Source organism: Pseudomonas sp. CC6-YY-74, from assembly GCF_002025205.1.
GTDB classification, from domain to species: domain Bacteria; phylum Pseudomonadota; class Gammaproteobacteria; order Pseudomonadales; family Pseudomonadaceae; genus Aquipseudomonas; species Aquipseudomonas paeninsulae.
Map to the genome: position 1 here is coordinate 4,206,937 of NZ_CP019947.1, position 15,400 is coordinate 4,222,336.

Annotated in this window: 10 protein-coding genes and 2 pseudogenes; 9 read left to right on the forward strand and 3 right to left on the reverse strand. The window is 61.6% G+C overall.

Annotated features, from left to right (window positions below; all coding sequences use genetic code 11):
- Positions 1-147 precede the first annotated feature (147 nt).
- From tssI to B2D37_RS19200, 7 genes and pseudogenes are all read left to right on the forward strand, one after another.
- The gene (gene tssI, locus B2D37_RS19170) at positions 148-2,187 is read left to right on the forward strand and encodes a type VI secretion system tip protein TssI/VgrG (RefSeq protein WP_079204195.1); all 2,040 of its coding nucleotides are present in this window, start codon (positions 148-150) and stop codon (positions 2,185-2,187) included.
- Entirely contained in the window at positions 2,177-2,920 is a 744-nt protein-coding gene (locus B2D37_RS19175; RefSeq protein WP_079204196.1) for a DUF4123 domain-containing protein, read from the forward strand. The genes tssI and B2D37_RS19175 overlap by 11 nt, the downstream gene beginning before the upstream one ends.
- Positions 2,917-7,754, forward strand: a pseudogene (locus B2D37_RS19180) (RHS repeat-associated core domain-containing protein). The gene B2D37_RS19175 and the pseudogene B2D37_RS19180 overlap by 4 nt, the downstream one beginning before the upstream one ends.
- Entirely contained in the window at positions 7,754-8,065 is a 312-nt protein-coding gene (locus B2D37_RS19185) for a hypothetical protein (RefSeq protein ID WP_079204197.1), read from the forward strand. Before B2D37_RS19180 ends, B2D37_RS19185 begins: the two are co-directional and overlap by 1 nt.
- 190 nt (positions 8,066-8,255) lie before the next feature.
- Positions 8,256-9,458, forward strand: coding sequence for a hypothetical protein (locus B2D37_RS24255; protein WP_371915411.1), 1,203 nt, complete (start codon positions 8,256-8,258; stop codon positions 9,456-9,458).
- 35 nt (positions 9,459-9,493) lie between these two features.
- On the forward strand, positions 9,494-10,021 hold the full coding sequence (locus B2D37_RS19195) for a hypothetical protein (RefSeq protein ID WP_079204198.1): 528 nt from the start codon (positions 9,494-9,496) through the stop codon (positions 10,019-10,021).
- A 121-nt stretch (positions 10,022-10,142) separates the two neighbouring features.
- A pseudogene (locus B2D37_RS19200) lies at positions 10,143-10,319 on the forward strand (hypothetical protein); the annotation flags it as partial.
- 258 nt (positions 10,320-10,577) lie between these two features.
- Here B2D37_RS19200 and B2D37_RS19205 read toward each other — a convergent pair.
- Positions 10,578-11,090 carry a MarR family winged helix-turn-helix transcriptional regulator gene (locus B2D37_RS19205; RefSeq protein WP_079204199.1) on the reverse strand — a complete coding sequence of 171 codons (513 nt, stop codon included), beginning with the start codon at positions 11,088-11,090 and terminating at the stop codon, positions 10,578-10,580.
- Positions 11,091-11,167: 77 nt separating this feature from the next.
- Between B2D37_RS19205 and B2D37_RS19210 the strand changes: the two genes are divergently transcribed.
- Complete coding sequence (locus B2D37_RS19210) at positions 11,168-12,067, forward strand: EamA family transporter (protein WP_079204201.1); 900 nt, start codon at positions 11,168-11,170, stop codon at positions 12,065-12,067.
- 62 nt (positions 12,068-12,129) lie between these two features.
- Positions 12,130-12,747, forward strand: coding sequence for a nitroreductase family protein (locus tag B2D37_RS19215; RefSeq protein WP_079205045.1), 618 nt, complete (start codon positions 12,130-12,132; stop codon positions 12,745-12,747).
- Positions 12,748-12,795: 48 nt separating this feature from the next.
- Here B2D37_RS19215 and B2D37_RS19220 read toward each other — a convergent pair whose 3' ends face one another.
- Positions 12,796-14,442, reverse strand: a complete 1,647-nt coding sequence (locus tag B2D37_RS19220; RefSeq protein ID WP_079204202.1) for a Na/Pi cotransporter family protein — start codon at positions 14,440-14,442, stop codon at positions 12,796-12,798.
- A gap of 181 nt (positions 14,443-14,623) precedes the next feature.
- Positions 14,624-15,292 carry a haloacid dehalogenase type II gene (locus B2D37_RS19225; protein WP_079204204.1) on the reverse strand — a complete coding sequence of 223 codons (669 nt, stop codon included), beginning with the start codon at positions 15,290-15,292 and terminating at the stop codon, positions 14,624-14,626.
- Positions 15,293-15,400 lie beyond the last annotated feature (108 nt).

A 15,400-nucleotide genomic window follows, 5' to 3' on the forward strand; every position in this document is an offset into this window, starting at 1 on the left:
GCGGCCAGGCATAGTCCTGGCCGCTGTGTTTCGCAGCAGAGCTACTCGTAAAAAGACGAATGTGCACGTTCAGCGGGCCGCGTCTGAGTTAAAACAGCTGCGCGCCAAGCCGCTTCGACTCATGGAACGAAAGAAGAGGAACAACGAATGTTCGCCCCTGCCAACCAGACCCACTTCAGCCTGAGCATCGAAGGCGTTAGCCACGATCTGCAGGTACTCGCATTCAGCGGCCGCGAGGCGATCAGCCAGCCTTTCGAATTCGAGTTGGAACTGGTCAGCGAACGTCCCGACCTCGACCTGGAAAGCCTGCTGCACCAAGCCGCTTTTCTGGCCATGTCACCCGCCGGCAACGGCATCCACGGGCAGATCTATCGCGTCGCCCAGGGCGAATCCGGCAAGCGCCTGAGTCGCTACCACCTCAGCCTGCGCCCGCAGCTGGCGTACCTGGCGCACCGCAGCAATCAACGGATCTTCCAGCACCTGACGGTGGCGAAGATCATCGGCCAAGTGCTCGAAGAGCACGGCATCCAGGCCAACGCCTACCAATTTCAACTCGGCTCGATCTACCCCGAGCGCGAGTACTGCGTGCAGTACAACGAAAGCGACCTGCACTTCGTCCAGCGCCTGTGCGAGGAAGAAGGTATTCACTACCACTTCCAGCACAGCACCGACGGACATGTGCTGGTCTTTGGCGACGACCAGACGCCGTTCCCCACGCTCGCGCCCACGGCTTATCAGCAAGACAGCGGCCTGGTCGCCGACGACCCGGTAATCAAACGCTTCGGCGTGCGCGTGGAAACCCGCAGCAGCCGGGTGACCCGTCGCGACTACGACTTCGAAAAACCGCGCCTACTGCTGGAGGCCGAGGCCAAGAGCGCGTTCGTCCCGGACCTCGAGGACTACGACTACCCTGGCCGTTTCGTCGAGCGCGAGCGCGGCAAACACCTCAGCCAACGCGCGCTGGAACGCCACCGCCACGACTTCGAACTGGCCCAGGGCGCAAGTGACCAGCCCCTGCTGGTCAGCGGCCACTTCCTCGCCGTCACCGCCCACCCGCGGCCCAGCTGGAACGACCTCTGGCTGCTCACCGAACTGCACCACGAAGGCAAGCAGCCGCAAGTGCTGGAAGAGTCGGTGAGCGAACACCGCGAAGCCGACGGCGGCTTCCAGCAGGGCTACCGCAACCGCTTCAGCGCCACGCCCTGGACGGTGCCTTACCGCCCGAGCCTGGAGCACCCCAAGCCACGCATCCTCGGCAGCCAGAGCGCGGTGGTCACCGGCCCCGTCGGCGAAGAAATCCACTGCGACCAATACGGCCGGATCAAGGTGCAGTTCTTCTGGGACCGCCACGGCCAGGCCGACGACAAGACCAGTTGCTGGCTGCGAGCAGCCAGCAGCTGGGCTGGCGACCGCTACGGCGCCATCGCCATCCCGCGGGTCGGCATGGAAGTGCTGATCAGCTTCCTCGAAGGCGACCCCGACCAGCCGCTGGTCACCGGCTGCCTGCACCACGCTGCCCATGAAGTCCCCTACGACCTGCCGGCGAACAAGACCCGCACGGTATTCAAGACCCTAAGCAGTCCGGGTGGCGACGGCTACAACGAGCTGCGCATCGAGGACCGCAAGGGCGCCGAGCAGATCTATATCCACGCCGAGCGCGACTGGGACGAGAACATCGAACACGACCAGAAGATCCGCATCGGCCACCAGCGCCACGACACGGTCGAAGCCAACAGCTACAGCGAATTCAAGGCCGAAGAACACCGCACCACCCACCTCGACCGCAAAAGCGAAATCAAAACCAACGACCACCTGACCGTCGGCAACAACCAGCACATCAAGATCGGCACCGGCCAATTTATCCACGCCGGCAACGAAATCCACCTCTCCAGCGGCCAGAAAGTCGTCCTCGAAGCCGGCAGCGAACTGACCTTAAAAGCCGCCGGCAGCTTTATCAAACTCGACGCCGGCGGCATCACCCTGGTCGGACCCGTGATCAAATTCAACTCCGGCGGCGGCCCAGGCAGCGGCTCGGGGGCGGCGCCCATCTTGCCGGGCAAGGTCAAACCGGCGGATGCAGACCAGGCGGGCGCCCTGTTGACGCCTGCGCAAATTCAAACCCTCAAGCGCAACGCGCCTTTCTGTGAAGAGTGCGAGAAATGCAAGGATGGTGGCTGTGCCATCTAAGCGCCTGAGTACCCGCGACTGGCTGAATAGCCAGCCTCGCCCCGGCGATAGCCATCTCTACGTGGTGATGAGTAGCGCCAGCGACGCCAATCCGCTGCACGCCTATTACCAGCAGGAGTTCGCCATTGCGCCGCTGCCCATCTGGGACGGCACGCCCTATGCGGACTGGCAGGCGGTCATGCCGTTTCTCGGCGAGTTGCCGCCTGACAGCCCTTTTCTTGACTGGATCGAGCAGGTGGACGAAGAGGACTGGGGCTGGCTGGCCAGCTCGCCGTACCCGGCGGAAACCGTGCTCGACCACCTCAAGGGCCTGACCCAGGTGCGCATGCCGGATGCCAGCGAGGTGTTCTTCCGCTTCTGGGATGGCCGTCATTTGCTGCCGATCCTCAACCACCTAGGCGCCAAGGCCGGCGAGCTGCTGCCGATATTCGACCGCTACCTGATCAACGGCCAGAGGCTTGAAGTTGCCCTACCAGCGCTCACCCCGGCCAAGCCCTATCCCTGGTGGCAAGTGCCGGCGACCTTGCTCGACGAACTGAACGAGGAAGACCCCACTCCGCGGGTCGACAACCTGATGCAGTGGCTGCGTGAGGATCACGCCGAGCTGTATTTCACCTTTCCCGAGCCCAACCTGCGGCTGAAGACCGCGCACTTCGTTCGGCACGGCCAGCACACGGAAGACACTTTAGCTGGGCGCTTCAAGGCCCATTTGGAACAGGAACTGATTCGATGATCAGCAACGTCCTTTATGGCTCGTTCATGCTCAACGGCCTGACGGCGCAGGAGCCCGACGCGACCAAGATCATTGGCGACTTCAAGCGCAATAGCATGGAGCGCTACAAAGACCTGGCCGACAGCCTGCTGACCGGCTGGGCGCTCGACGCCCAGCAGAAGTTCACCATCGGCGACGAGATCATGCCGATCAAGGTCGACAAAGATAAGACGGGGGCGATAAACGGCTATGCGTCCTGCCCGGCCAACGGGCAACTCAAGCTGCTGCATGCGTTCGATTCCGCCAACTTCGTGCCCATCGGCAATACGCCCTATGAGGCGGTGCAACAGCTCTCGATCTTCAGCGGTCAGAGCCCGCAGAAATTTAGCGGTATTCTCGATGCTAACGGTATGGGCAGCATCGTTGGCTGCATCCCGAACAGCCAATACCGCATCCGCTTCTATCCCAACGTCAGCCAGCGCGAGGTCGACACCCTCTACGCCTCCTACGACGGCGTCATCGCCAAGTTGCACGATTGGTTGCAGGCTGAATGGAGCGGCAACATCGCCGCGCAGTGGAAGCTGCTTGCACCTGTTGGCGACCCCAAACGCCTGGCGCAGATCAGCAAGGCTTTTCTGGACGGCATGGGCAACGCCCTGATGGCGCTCTGGGACGACGTCAAGAAGCTATTCGAAATCCTCACCAACCTGGACAAGTACTGCGACAAGCTGCTGACGTTTATCTCCGAGACCGACTTCCAGAAGCTCAAGGCCCAGGCCAAGGACTTGATGCACACCCTGCTGCTGATCGTCAGCGACGAGCCGCTGATGTTTCTCTACGCCTCTGCGGTGGTTTGCTGGGTGCAGTTGTTACCGCCCACCACCGTGGCGGAACTTACCGGGCAAGCCCTTACCGGTCTGCTGCTGGACATACTATTGGGCATCGTTTTGACTGGCGGCGCCGGGTTGGCCGTGCGCTATTCCACCAAAGCGATCAAGGGGCTCAGCAGCGGTCCCGCCGGGCAGCTGAGAAATGCCGTGCAGACCCTGATCGACGTGAGTAAGAGCCATGCGCTCAAACCCCATGCCGAAGCGGTCAAGCCACTGGCCGTGCGAGGCGAGGTGCTGGTCAATAGCTCGCAAAAGACCACGCTGCAGGTCAAGAGCCCGGCTCAGGGTATCGACCTGACCGAGCCGGACACCCTGAGCGTCAAACGCGGCAAGACGCAAAACACTCGGGTGACGAAAGCGGAAACGGTGGACGATGCTTCGACACCGGCGAAAAACCCAACGATAAAGCGGCGGACAGCGCCGACAAGACCTGCACCGACAAATGTCCTGTGTCGATGGTTACCGGCGAGGAGCTGCTGACTCTTACCGACGGCGAACTGGACGGCCTGCTGAGCTTTCCCTGGAGCCGTCTGTATCGCACCAGTGCCGCCGAGATCGACCGCGGCCTGGGCTATGGCTGGAGCCACAGCCTGGCGCACCGCCTGGACAGCGACGGCGAGGAGCTGGTCTGGACCGACCATGAGAACCGCCGCACCCGCTTCCCAGTGCCCAGCCAGCAGCGCCCGGCGATCACCAACCGCTTGTCGCGCGCCGCCATCTACCTGGGTGACGACCCCGCCGAACTGATCCTCGCCCAGGCCGGCAAGACGCCGCGCTTCTACCATTTCCGCCGCGACGCCCAGGGCGGCTATTTGATCGCCATCAGCGATGCCTACGGCAACCGCATCAACCTCAGTCGCGACCTGATGGGCCGCATCCAGCGCCTGAGCAACGGCGCCGGCCGCGCCCTCAAGCTGCGCTACGAGGGCAAGCATATCGCCGCGGTGGATTATCAGGTCCAGCGCGCCGCGGACACCGAGGAAGACAGCTGGCAGACCGAGCAAACTCTGGCGCGTTATCGCTACAACGCGGCCGGTCAGTTGCTTGAAGCCAGCAATGCCCTCGGCGAGACCGAGCGCTACCGCTACGACGAAGCCAACGTCATCCTCGAACGGCAACTGGCCGGCGGCGCGGCCTTCTACTGGGAATGGCAAGGCGCCGGCAAGCAGGCGCGCTGCGTACGCCACTGGGCTAATTTCCGGCAAATGGAGGCACGCTACAGCTGGGACGACAAGGGTGGCGTCACGGTACTCAACGCCGACGGCAGCGAACAAGTCTACGTTCACGACGACAACGCTCGCCTGGTCAAACAGGTCGACCCGGACGGCGCGCAAACCCTCAAATCCTACGACGACAAAGGCCAACTTATCGCCGAGCAGGATCCGCTCGGCGCCATCACCGAATACCGCTACGACGAGGTCGGTCGTCTCACCGCCGTGATCCCGTCGGAAGACCAGCCTGTTGCCTATGAGTACCGCGACGGTTTCGTCAGCGCGGTACAGCGCGGCGAGGCGACCTGGAAATACCGGCGCAACGCCCAGGGCGACATCACTGCGCAAATCGATCCGCATGGCCACACCAGCCGCTACAGCTACGACGCCCAGGGCCGTCTGCTCGCCATCAGCCACCCAGACGGCAGCACTCACAAACTCACCTGGAACCCGCTGGGCCAGTTGATAGAGGAACAGTTACCCACTGGCGGCGAGCGGCGCTACCGCTACGACGCCCAGGGCCGGCAGATCACCCGCCAGGACGAAAGCGGCGCCATCACCCAGTACCAGTGGGATGCCGTCGGCCGGCTGGCGCAAGTCACCCTGCCCGGCGGTGGCACGCGCGGCTTCAGCTACAACGCCTACGGCAAGGTCACCGGCGAGCGCGACGAGCTCGGCCGCGTCACCCGCTACGAATACGCCGACGGCTTGCACCTGGTCAGCCGGCGCATTAACCCCGACGGCAGCCAGCTACGCTACCGCTATGACAACGCCCGCCTGCTGCTCACCGAGATCGAAAACGAGCGCAGTGAACACTACACACTGGCCTACCACCCCAACGGCCTGATCCAGCGCGAAACCGCCTTCGACGGGCGCAGCACCGCCTATGCCTACGACCTCAACGGTCACCTGGTCGAGAAGACCGAGTTCGGCGACAACGGCAGCCAGCTGGTCACCGCCTACCAGCGCGACGCCGCCGGGCGCCTGCTGGTCAAGACCCTGGCGGACGGCGAGCAAGTGCATTACGCCTATGATGCCCTTGGTCGTCTGGTTGGCGTCGACGACGGCCAGTGGCCGCTGGCCTACTGCTACGACCTGCAGGATCGCCTGATCGAGGAACACCAGGGCTGGGCCACCCTGCGCTACGAGTACGACGCCCTCGGCCAGCTCAGCCACTGTCGTCTGCCCGATGGCAGCCGCCTGGACTACCGCCACCAGGCCGGCGGTACCCTCGCCGCCATCGATCTCAACGGCCAGCCGCTGACCGCCCACCAGTTCACCCCAGGCGGGCGCGAACAGTACCGTCAGCAAGGCGCGCTGCTCAGCGAATACCAGTACGACGAACAAGGTCGGTTGCATGCCCACAGCCTGCGTCAGGAACAGCAACGCGTGCTGCAGCGGCATTACCGCTACGACGCTAACGGCAACCTGGCCGGCATCGACGACTCGCGCAAAGGCAGCAAGAGCTTCCACTACGACCCACTGGATCGGCTGATCGCAGTACGCGGCGATACTCCGGAAAGCTTCGCCCACGACCCGGCCGGCACCCTGCTGGGGCAAAGCAGCGCCGTCGCCGACGACCGCGTCAACGTCAAGGGCAATCGTTTGCTGATGCAGGGCGACCGCCATTTCGACTACGACGCCTTCGGCAACCTGATGCGCGAACGCCGCGGCGCCGGCCAGCGGCTGATCACCGACTACCGCTATGACTGCCAGCACCGCCTGATCGGCGTCAGCCTGCCCGACGGCAGCCAGGTGAGCTACCGCTACGACGCCTTCGGCCGGCGCATCGCCAAGGTGGTCGACGGCAAAACCAGCGAATTCCTCTGGCAAGGCGACCGCCTGATCGCAGAGAGCGGCCCGGAGCACTACCGCAGCTACCTCTACGAACCCGGCAGCTTCCGCCCCCTGGCCATGCTTCAGGGCAAAGGCTCCACGGCCGAGCCGTTCTACTACCAGCTCGACCACCTCGGCACCCCGCAGGAGCTCACCAGCGCCGCCGGCGAAATCCTCTGGTCGGTGAAATACCGCGCCTACGGCAACGTCGCCAAACTGGAAATCGCCGAAATCGACAACCCCCTGCGCTTCCAGGGTCAGTACTACGACGCCGAAACCGGCCTGCACTACAATCGCCACCGCTATTACAATCCCAACACCGGCAGCTACCTCACCCCCGACCCGATCAAGCTGGCGGGCGGGTTGAATAACTACCAGTATGTGAACAACCCGACGGGGTGGGTGGATCCGTTGGGGTTGGCTGGGGTGAAGGGGGATTGCCCTTCGCCAGGCAAGCCTGATTTTTATGTCGGCCCATCTGGCCCTGACTCGACGCTCCCTTCAACTGGCTATCGCTATATGCGGTATGAAAACGATGATGGCAGTATTAATAAATTTGCCGATATGACACTAGAATCAAAATCCGCACCTACCACTTATGTGGGATTCGAGAAGTATGAGACCGGCTCTAAGGCTAGAGAGGCATTTCAAGTTAAAGGTCCTGAAATTGGATCAGATGCAAATGGTGCGGGATCTTGGAGTGACGCTCGCTTAAGAGGTGAGTTCGACACCTTGCAACTTTATGTCGAAGGCGTACCGAAAGCGCGTGTGCCACATTGGAAGGGGGACACCGATAAATCCAAGTTTGAACCTTTCGCCGAGGCATACCCTGAGTACGGAAAGGGCGGAGATGCGCAGATCCATTTGGACGGACAGAAAGTAGATTTCGATAAAGTCGACGTGCTACCGGAGAAATAATGAAAGATTATTATGTTATTGCACAAAAGGACTTATCACCTAACGCAGCTCATAGCTCCGAATGGCCAAAGATTATTGGCTATTCTTACAAGGATAAATATTTTTTATTTCTTGAAGGCAAAGGGCATGGCTTGATGGGCGGGGAATTGCCAGAGTCAACAGCAAAACAATTAAAATGGCGTGATATATTTATAATTTTGAATGCCGAGTGGTTCTTGGATTTTCTAGACAAAACACATGCCAAAGATGAAACTGATTTTATATGTGAGCTCACCAAACTAATTGGCGCGCCAGATACAATTACGTACTAGTGAACATACAGCGAACACAGGGATGCTCTTCCGCTTTAAGGAAACTCTGAAGAAGATATCCGGAAACCTTAGGGACAGACCACGGTTTTAAAGTAGCCGCGAGGCGATTAGCCATCTATTAATGGAAAAGGGGACGGATTTATTTTTGACTGATAAATAAATCTGTCCCCTTTTCCCCAAAGGCATGAGTGTGCAGCAAGCGAATACTCCCTATGAGCCCGGGGCCTACAGTGCCGATGGCATCCCGGACCTGCCGCCGAGCAAGGACGAGCACGCCGGGCTTATGCATACCCCACTGAACTGGGGACACTATGCCGGGTTGGACCCTGCCACTGAGGTGGAGTACCAGCTCAACGCCGAATTGCATAAGGCCTATGAGCGGCAAGAGCAGGAAAAACGCCCGCAGCGGATTTTTTGCGATGCCCAGCGCTGGCGCTTTGAAAACATCAGCAAGATTCCGCACCTGTTATTCGTAATTAAGTGGTGTTGCTTTGGCTTCCCTTGGTTTTTTTGGGGTGTAAAGCTCGGTGTGCTTTTTGATTTAGGGTCAAGTGATGGTGAAGTATTTGTCTGGGGCATGACCACCGTTGGGACTTCCCTTGGCTCGCTGTTTCTCTTCGGCACCAGCAAACAACACTATGCCTATTGGCTGATGGCCGTAGGCGCTGCACTCACCGCTGCATTGATCAGTTGGCGCCATGGGGCGCTCTGGGGCTTCTGGGCTGAGCAAACCGCCTTCTGGTGGGGTATGTTTCTGTTCTTTATGGCCTTGATCGGTGCCGATGCCTTGCTCGGGCTTTATGCCCGCTTTTACGAGCATGATGGTAGTGAGTTCAGTCGTCAGGCTGGCACCCTGGCCATTGCCCGACGCTTGCGCAAACCCTTCGTTGCGCCTTTCTACGAGTACGACCCGGTGATGCAGCTGATGGTCACGCCTCATGGCGGCCATGACTATGCCCTGTGGCTATACCACCGCTATACCGGCACCAAGGTCTGCCTGGCCGGCAAGCTGCATAGCCTGGGCCTGGACAAGCCCAACCTGTTGGCTTTCTGGGACACCCTGCAGCGCTATATGGATGTAGAGCAGCCCTTGCCGGACATGCCCATTCTGGAGCAAAGCCGCCATCTCGATTCGGTGACCGTCGCCCACGACGCAGCGACAAACCGCCCACCGCGCTATTGGCGCGATATCAATGGCAAAGCCTGGCCGCGCAAAGAGGGCAAGCAATTGCGTGAGCAACTGGCTACTTACCCCTGGCAGGAGCCACCTTGCATCCTCCAGGCGAAGATCGACCTCAGCCTAAGCATCGAAACCTACTACCGCAGCCAGGAAGCCAAAGGCATTCTGGCCACGCCCAAGGCAGACGATTTCGATAGCGACCATCGCAACTGAATATTATCGATACATTTATCAAGGAACGACTTTTCATGAGCAAGAAGCTTGACCATCACCTCATCAAAAAATATTACCGCCCTGCCGAGGCTAAGCCAAAAAGACCTAAATATGAGTCGGGGTTATTAATAACAGTTGCACTTTTATTTACTGCCGTTACCAAACTTTCTGGTCCGCTAGATGCTGTTCTTGTTGCCGGGGTTTTCTTGGTGTTGTACCTGTTCATCGCATGGATGACCAAGTCGAACCGCCCCGAAGATATCGGCGAATTATCTGCGGAATTTCGCAAAGATGGAGTGCGCATTCTGGCTACTGTGGATAATTTGGTAGAGTTCCAAGAGAAAATTAAATTATCCGATATTAAGGCGGTTTCCGGTTATATCCAAGATGGGTGGTTGTTGGTGCGGGATCGTGGGATCTTGCTAGAAACCAAGCAAGACCTGCAATTTCGCTTATCACTAAAGCTCAACCGGCAAGGATTGGATAACCTGTTAGTGAGACTGCAGCCGTCGCTGAGCGACATGAACTACAACATTGGAAAGCTGCGTAAATTTCAGCCGTGAGGGCGTGTAAGGCATGGCCTGGATGCAACAGTACTGGTACCCAGGCCACCCATCCGTTTAGCACATTGTCTCGAAGACCAATAGGGTCAGAGTCATTGATCCTTGCGGGCCAGAGGCTTAACAAGTGCTTGAATTTCGTGGCCGCGAGGCAATCAGCCAGCCCTTCGAATTCGAACTGGAACTGGTCAGCGAACGTCCCGATCTCGACCCGGAAAGCCTGCTGCACCAAGCCGCTTTTCTGGCCATGTCACCCGCCGGCAATGGCATCCATGGGCAGATCTACCGTGAGGAAAAGGGGACATGAGGAAAAGGGGACAGATTTATTTTTGACTGATAAATAAATCTGTCCCCTTTTCCGCTTTTCCGGGCTCCTTTGCCGATCCCCATCGGACAGCCCACCAGCGATCTGATGAATATCATCTGGCGCAGGAACGAGGTCTATCTGGATATCGGCAGTTTCACCATGGCAGCGGGTTGGCTGACGCTGCATATGGGTACCCGGGCAACCCCGCCAGTCCTCACTATTTCCCGCAGACCCTTCCGCCGCTTGCAGGGCTCAGCTGCGAACCGGCTCCAACACCGCCAGCAGAGTGGCCAGACTGGCGTCCAGCGCCGCCAGCTCGGCGGCGCTCAGCGGCGCGAGGATGCGCCGCTCATTCTCCAGATGCGCCTCTACGGCGCGGTCAACCAATTCCAGCCCACTCGGGGTCAAGCGCACCAGCAGGCTGCGCGCATCCTCGCGGCTGGCTTCGCGCTCGATCCAGCCGCTGGCCTCTAGGCGTTTCAGCCGATGGGTCATGGTGCCTGAGGTGATCATCAGGGTGGAGAACAAGGCAGTCGGGGCCAGGCAATAAGGCTCCCCGGAGCGCCTGAGCGTGGCCAGCACATCGAACTCCCAGGTGCTCATGCCGAAGGTTGCGAACGTCTCGTCCAGCCGCCGGCTGAGCAGGACGGAGCAGCGTTTGACCCGCCCGATGGCAGCCATCGGGCCTAGGTCCAGATCCGGTCGCTCCCGGCGCCATTGGCCGAGGATGGCGTCTACTGCATCCGGCTGTCGATCTGCACTCATCAGGAAGTCTCACTTGTCTTGATATCAAGATTAATTCATGTCAGGCTCGAATTATATCTTGAGTTGAAGGTAATTACATGGGCGCTGGAAAAACCATCCCACCCTGGGTCGATGCGCTGCTCACCGCATTGGCGCCGGCCATCTGGGGCTCGACCTATATCGTCACCACCGAGCTGCTGCCGCCGGACCTCCCGTTCACAGCCGCCCTGCTGCGCACTCTGCCAGCTGGGATATTGCTGGTGCTATACAGCCGGCACCTACCCAAGCGCGCCGGGTGGGGCCGCTTAGCGGTGCTCGCGGCACTGAATATCGGCTTCTTTCAGGCCTTGTTGTTTGTCGCGGCGTATCGCCTGCCAGGCGGCTTGGCGGCCGTAGTCGGAGCCATTCAGCCATTGCTGGTGATTGGGCTGGTGTGGACTCTGGACCGGCGCCAACCAGCCTACCTGGCCGTGTGTGCCAGCCTGTTTGGGGTCGCCGGCATGGCTGCTCTGCTGCTGGCGCCGGGCGCCGTGTGGGACCCGATCGGCATCGCGGCGGCGTTTGTCGGCACCGCGTGCATGGCCCTCGGCACTTACTTGACTCGCCGTTGGCGTCCGGCCATGCCCCTACTGGCCCTCACCGGTTGGCAGCTGTTGCTAGGCGGATTGCTGCTGGCGCCGGTGGCCTGGCTTGTCGACCCGCCACTGCCGACGCTGAGCACCACGCACCTGCTGGGGTATGCCTATCTCTCGTTGTTCGGTGCGCTGCTGGCTTATGCCCTGTGGTTCCGCGGCATCGCCCGCCTGGCGCCGGTCGCGGTGTCGTCGCTGGGCCTGCTCAGCCCCCTGGTGGCGGTGGTGTTGGGCTGGGCGTTGCTCGGCCAGAGCATCAGCGGGCTGTCGCTGGTGGGGCTGCTGACCGTGCTCGGCAGCATCCTGGCGGTGCAGTGGGCCTCAAGCGCTCCGGCGCCAACAGCATCACCGCAAGTCGTGCGCTGATGCTCACCTGGGTTGGCGGCGTGTTTGCGCTGGCCCTCAACCACCCTGTAAAGGAGAAAGTTATGTTCAACTCCATCAAGCAGCTGATCGAATCGCGGGTCTCGACCGGCCGTTATGCAGTCGACCGGGATCTGTCTGAGCAAGTCATCAGCGAACTGGTAGGCCTGGCCACCCGCGCGCCGTCGGCCTACAACCTGCAGAACTGGACGTTCATCGCGGTGCGCTCCGCCGAGGCCAAAACGCGGCTACACACCGTGGCCTACGGGCAACGGCAGGTGCTGGAAGCGCCGGTCACCTTCATCATCTGCGGCACGCTGGCGGCGCATGAGGGCCTCGCCGATGCGCTGCAGCCGGCGCTCGACGCGGGCATTCTCGATCAGTCGATCGTCGCGGGCTGGGTCGCCGCGGCCACGGGCTCGCATCAGGGCAATCCACAGTTACAACGCGACGAGGCGCTGCGCTCTGCTTCCCTGGCCGCGATGACGCTAATGCTCGCCGCCCAGGGCATGGGCCTGTCGACTGGGCCGATGAGCGGTTTCGATGCAGCTGGCGTGGCGCGCGAGTTTGGCTTGGCCGCAAATGAGGTGCCGGTCATGCTGGTCACCGCGGGCTACCCCGCGCCCGGCAACTGGCCACAGAAGCCGCGCAAACCGGTGCATGAGGTAATGGCGTTTGCCTGAGGGCTTGCGCTGGGCGCTGGCTTGCTGTGGCGGGCCTGTAGCTCGGCGCTACTCGCCACCCACTTCCTCCGCGTGCAGCGCGCCTGTCTCTTTGCTTCCCAGCACCGCATAGGCACTGCTGCAGAACAGCGAGTTGAGACGTTTCATGTCGCCGATCAGCTCCATGTGCAGCGAGCTGGTTTCGATGCTTTGCACCACCTGGCGATGCAGGCGGCCGACGTGGGCATGGGCCAGACGGCGTTCCTGGATGCGGAAACGGCGTTTCTCGTGGAGCAGTTGGCGGGCGCTCTCGGCGTCGCCGGAGAGAAACACGTTGAGTCCCAGGCGCAGGTTGGCCATCAGCTGGGCGTGCAGGCCGGTCAGTTCTTCCAGGCCGCTCTCGGAGAAGGCATGGCGTTGCGCGGTTTTTTCGTCCTGCACCTTGCCGAGCATGCGCTCGATGATGTTGCCGGCCTGCTCCAGGTTGACCGCCCACTCGAGAATTTCCGCCCAACGCCTGCTGTCCTGATCGCTGAGCGCCTCACGCGGCACCTGAGCCAGGTACAGCTTGACCGCGCTGTAGAGGGCATCGACATCGTCATCCAGGCGGCGCAGCTCCTTGCTCAGCGCCGGCTGGTTGCTGCGCAGTACTTCCAGCAGGTGGTTGAGCATGGTCTCGATCAGATCGCCGATGCGCAGGGTTTCGCGCACCGCATTGGCCAGCGCCAGGCTCGGCGTGGCCAGGGCCGTGGGGTCGAGGTGACGCGGGCGGGCGACGCCGCCGGTGTCGGCACGATCTGGCAGCAGCCAGTTGCAGAAGCGCGCCATCGGCCCGACGCTGGGCAGCATCAGCACACAGCGCAGGCTGTTGTAGAGCAGGTGGAAGCCGATTACCAGCTCGGCCGGACGCCAGTTCAGGCTGTCCAGCCAGCTCACCAGCGGGTTCAGCAGGGGAATTACCAGGACCAGACCGATCAGCTTGTACAGCAGGCTGCCGAGCGCCACCCGGCGCCCCGCTGGGGTCTGCAGGCTAGCGGTCAGGAAGGCCAGCAGGCCGCTGCCGATATTGGCGCCGATCACCAGGCCAATGGCCACCGGCAGGCTGATCAACCCGGCGCCGGCCAGGGTCGCGGTGAGCAGCACGGCGGCCAGGCTGGAGTAGGAAATCAGGGCGAACAAGGCACCGATCAGGGCATCCAGCAGCAGGTCGCCGGTCAGCGAGGCAAACAGCACCTTGATCCCGTGGGCCTGGGTGATCGGCGTGGCGGCCGTGACTATCAACTCCAGCGCCAGGAGCATCAAGCCCAGGCCGATGCCCACGCGGCCAAGCTGGCCGGCGCGGGTTTGCCGGCGTGAGAGGAAGAAGATCACCCCGAGAAAAATCAGCAGTGGCGATAGCCAGCTCAGGTCGAAGGTCAGTACCCGCGCCATCAGCGCCGTGCCGACGTCGGCGCCGAGCATGATCGCCAGGGCTGGCGTCAGCGCCATCAAGCCCTGGCCGACGAAGGAAGTGACCAGCAGCGCGGTGGCGTTGCTGCTCTGTACCAGGGCGGTGACGCCGATACCGGCGACAAACGCCATGGGCCGTTTACTGACGTTGTGGCTGAGGACCTTGCGCAGCTGCGAGCCGTACACACGGAGGATGCCGGTACGGACGATATGGGTCCCCCAGATCAGCAGGGCAACAGCAGAAAGCAGATTGAGCAGGGTCAGCATCGTGCATCTCCCTGACAGGGGCGCCCACGTGCGGGCAACAAACGGATGTGGAGCAGGTTACCCGCGGCGCTGGGCCCAGGTCGATAGTGCTGGCCCGGGATTGAATAGTTTTTATCGGGCTTATCTTAAGCTGTAGTCGGCGATTGGCGTTCGCGCCAACCGCCAAGGGCCAGGTAGGTGCTCAGTCGGGCAGGCGTTCGGCCAGTTGCAGCAGGCTGGCGACCTGTAAATCCGGCTCGATGCCCCAGGGGTCGAATTGGGCCTGTTCACTGCGTTTGACCCAGGCGCTGCGCAGGCCGGCATGGTTTGCACCGAGCACGTCGAAGGGGTTGCTGGAGACCAGCCAGGTGGTTGCGGCGGCGCTGCCGGTGCGACTCAGCAGGTGCTGGTAAACCAGCGGCGCCGGCTTGAAGCTGCGTACCGCCTCGACGCTGACAATTTCGTCGAAGAAGTCCACCAGACCGGCCTGCTCGAGCAGGGCACCGACTGCCGCCTGGCTGCCGTTGGAGAAGGCATACAGGCGAATCCCGCGTTGCTGCAGGGCGAGCAGCCCAGAGGCGCTGTCGGCGAAGGCCGGCAGGTGGCTCCAGGCATCCAGCAAGCCTTGTTGCGCCGCGGCGTCGAGCGGGGCCTGGGTCTGCGCACACACAAACGCCAGGGCCTCACGGGTGCACTGGGCAAAATCCACGTAGGCGCCCATCAGGCCGCGCCGGAAACTGTATTCCAGCTGCTTGTCGCGCCAGCTCTGGTAGAAGACCTCGGCGCGTTCGCCGAGGGTCGTGCGCAGTTGCCGGGTGACGTCGCTGGGGTCGATCAGGGTGCCGTAAACATCGAAGGCAAGGGTGGGCATGGCGATTTCCTCGTTGGATTGCTGGACGTCAGGGTGGCAGACGCGCTCCCTGCCGGCACTTGCACCTAAGTGGCATGGCTCGGCAACCGCTTGATGGCCCCGTCCCCT

What these genes read in the sequence shown, in the direction of transcription:
- tssI (WP_079204195.1), top strand. Translation starts at nt 148, where the DNA reads ATGTTCGCCCCTGCCAACCAGACCCACTTCAGCCTGAGCATCGAAGGC.
- B2D37_RS19185 (WP_079204197.1), top strand. Translation starts at nt 7,754, where the DNA reads ATGAAAGATTATTATGTTATTGCACAAAAGGACTTATCACCTAACGCA.
- B2D37_RS19195 (WP_079204198.1), top strand. Translation starts at nt 9,494, where the DNA reads ATGAGCAAGAAGCTTGACCATCACCTCATCAAAAAATATTACCGCCCT.
- B2D37_RS19205 (WP_079204199.1), bottom strand. Translation starts at nt 11,090, where the DNA reads ATGAGTGCAGATCGACAGCCGGATGCAGTAGACGCCATCCTCGGCCAA.
- B2D37_RS19210 (WP_079204201.1), top strand. Translation starts at nt 11,168, where the DNA reads ATGGGCGCTGGAAAAACCATCCCACCCTGGGTCGATGCGCTGCTCACC.
- B2D37_RS19215 (WP_079205045.1), top strand. Translation starts at nt 12,130, where the DNA reads ATGTTCAACTCCATCAAGCAGCTGATCGAATCGCGGGTCTCGACCGGC.
- B2D37_RS19220 (WP_079204202.1), bottom strand. Translation starts at nt 14,442, where the DNA reads ATGCTGACCCTGCTCAATCTGCTTTCTGCTGTTGCCCTGCTGATCTGG.
- B2D37_RS19225 (WP_079204204.1), bottom strand. Translation starts at nt 15,292, where the DNA reads ATGCCCACCCTTGCCTTCGATGTTTACGGCACCCTGATCGACCCCAGC.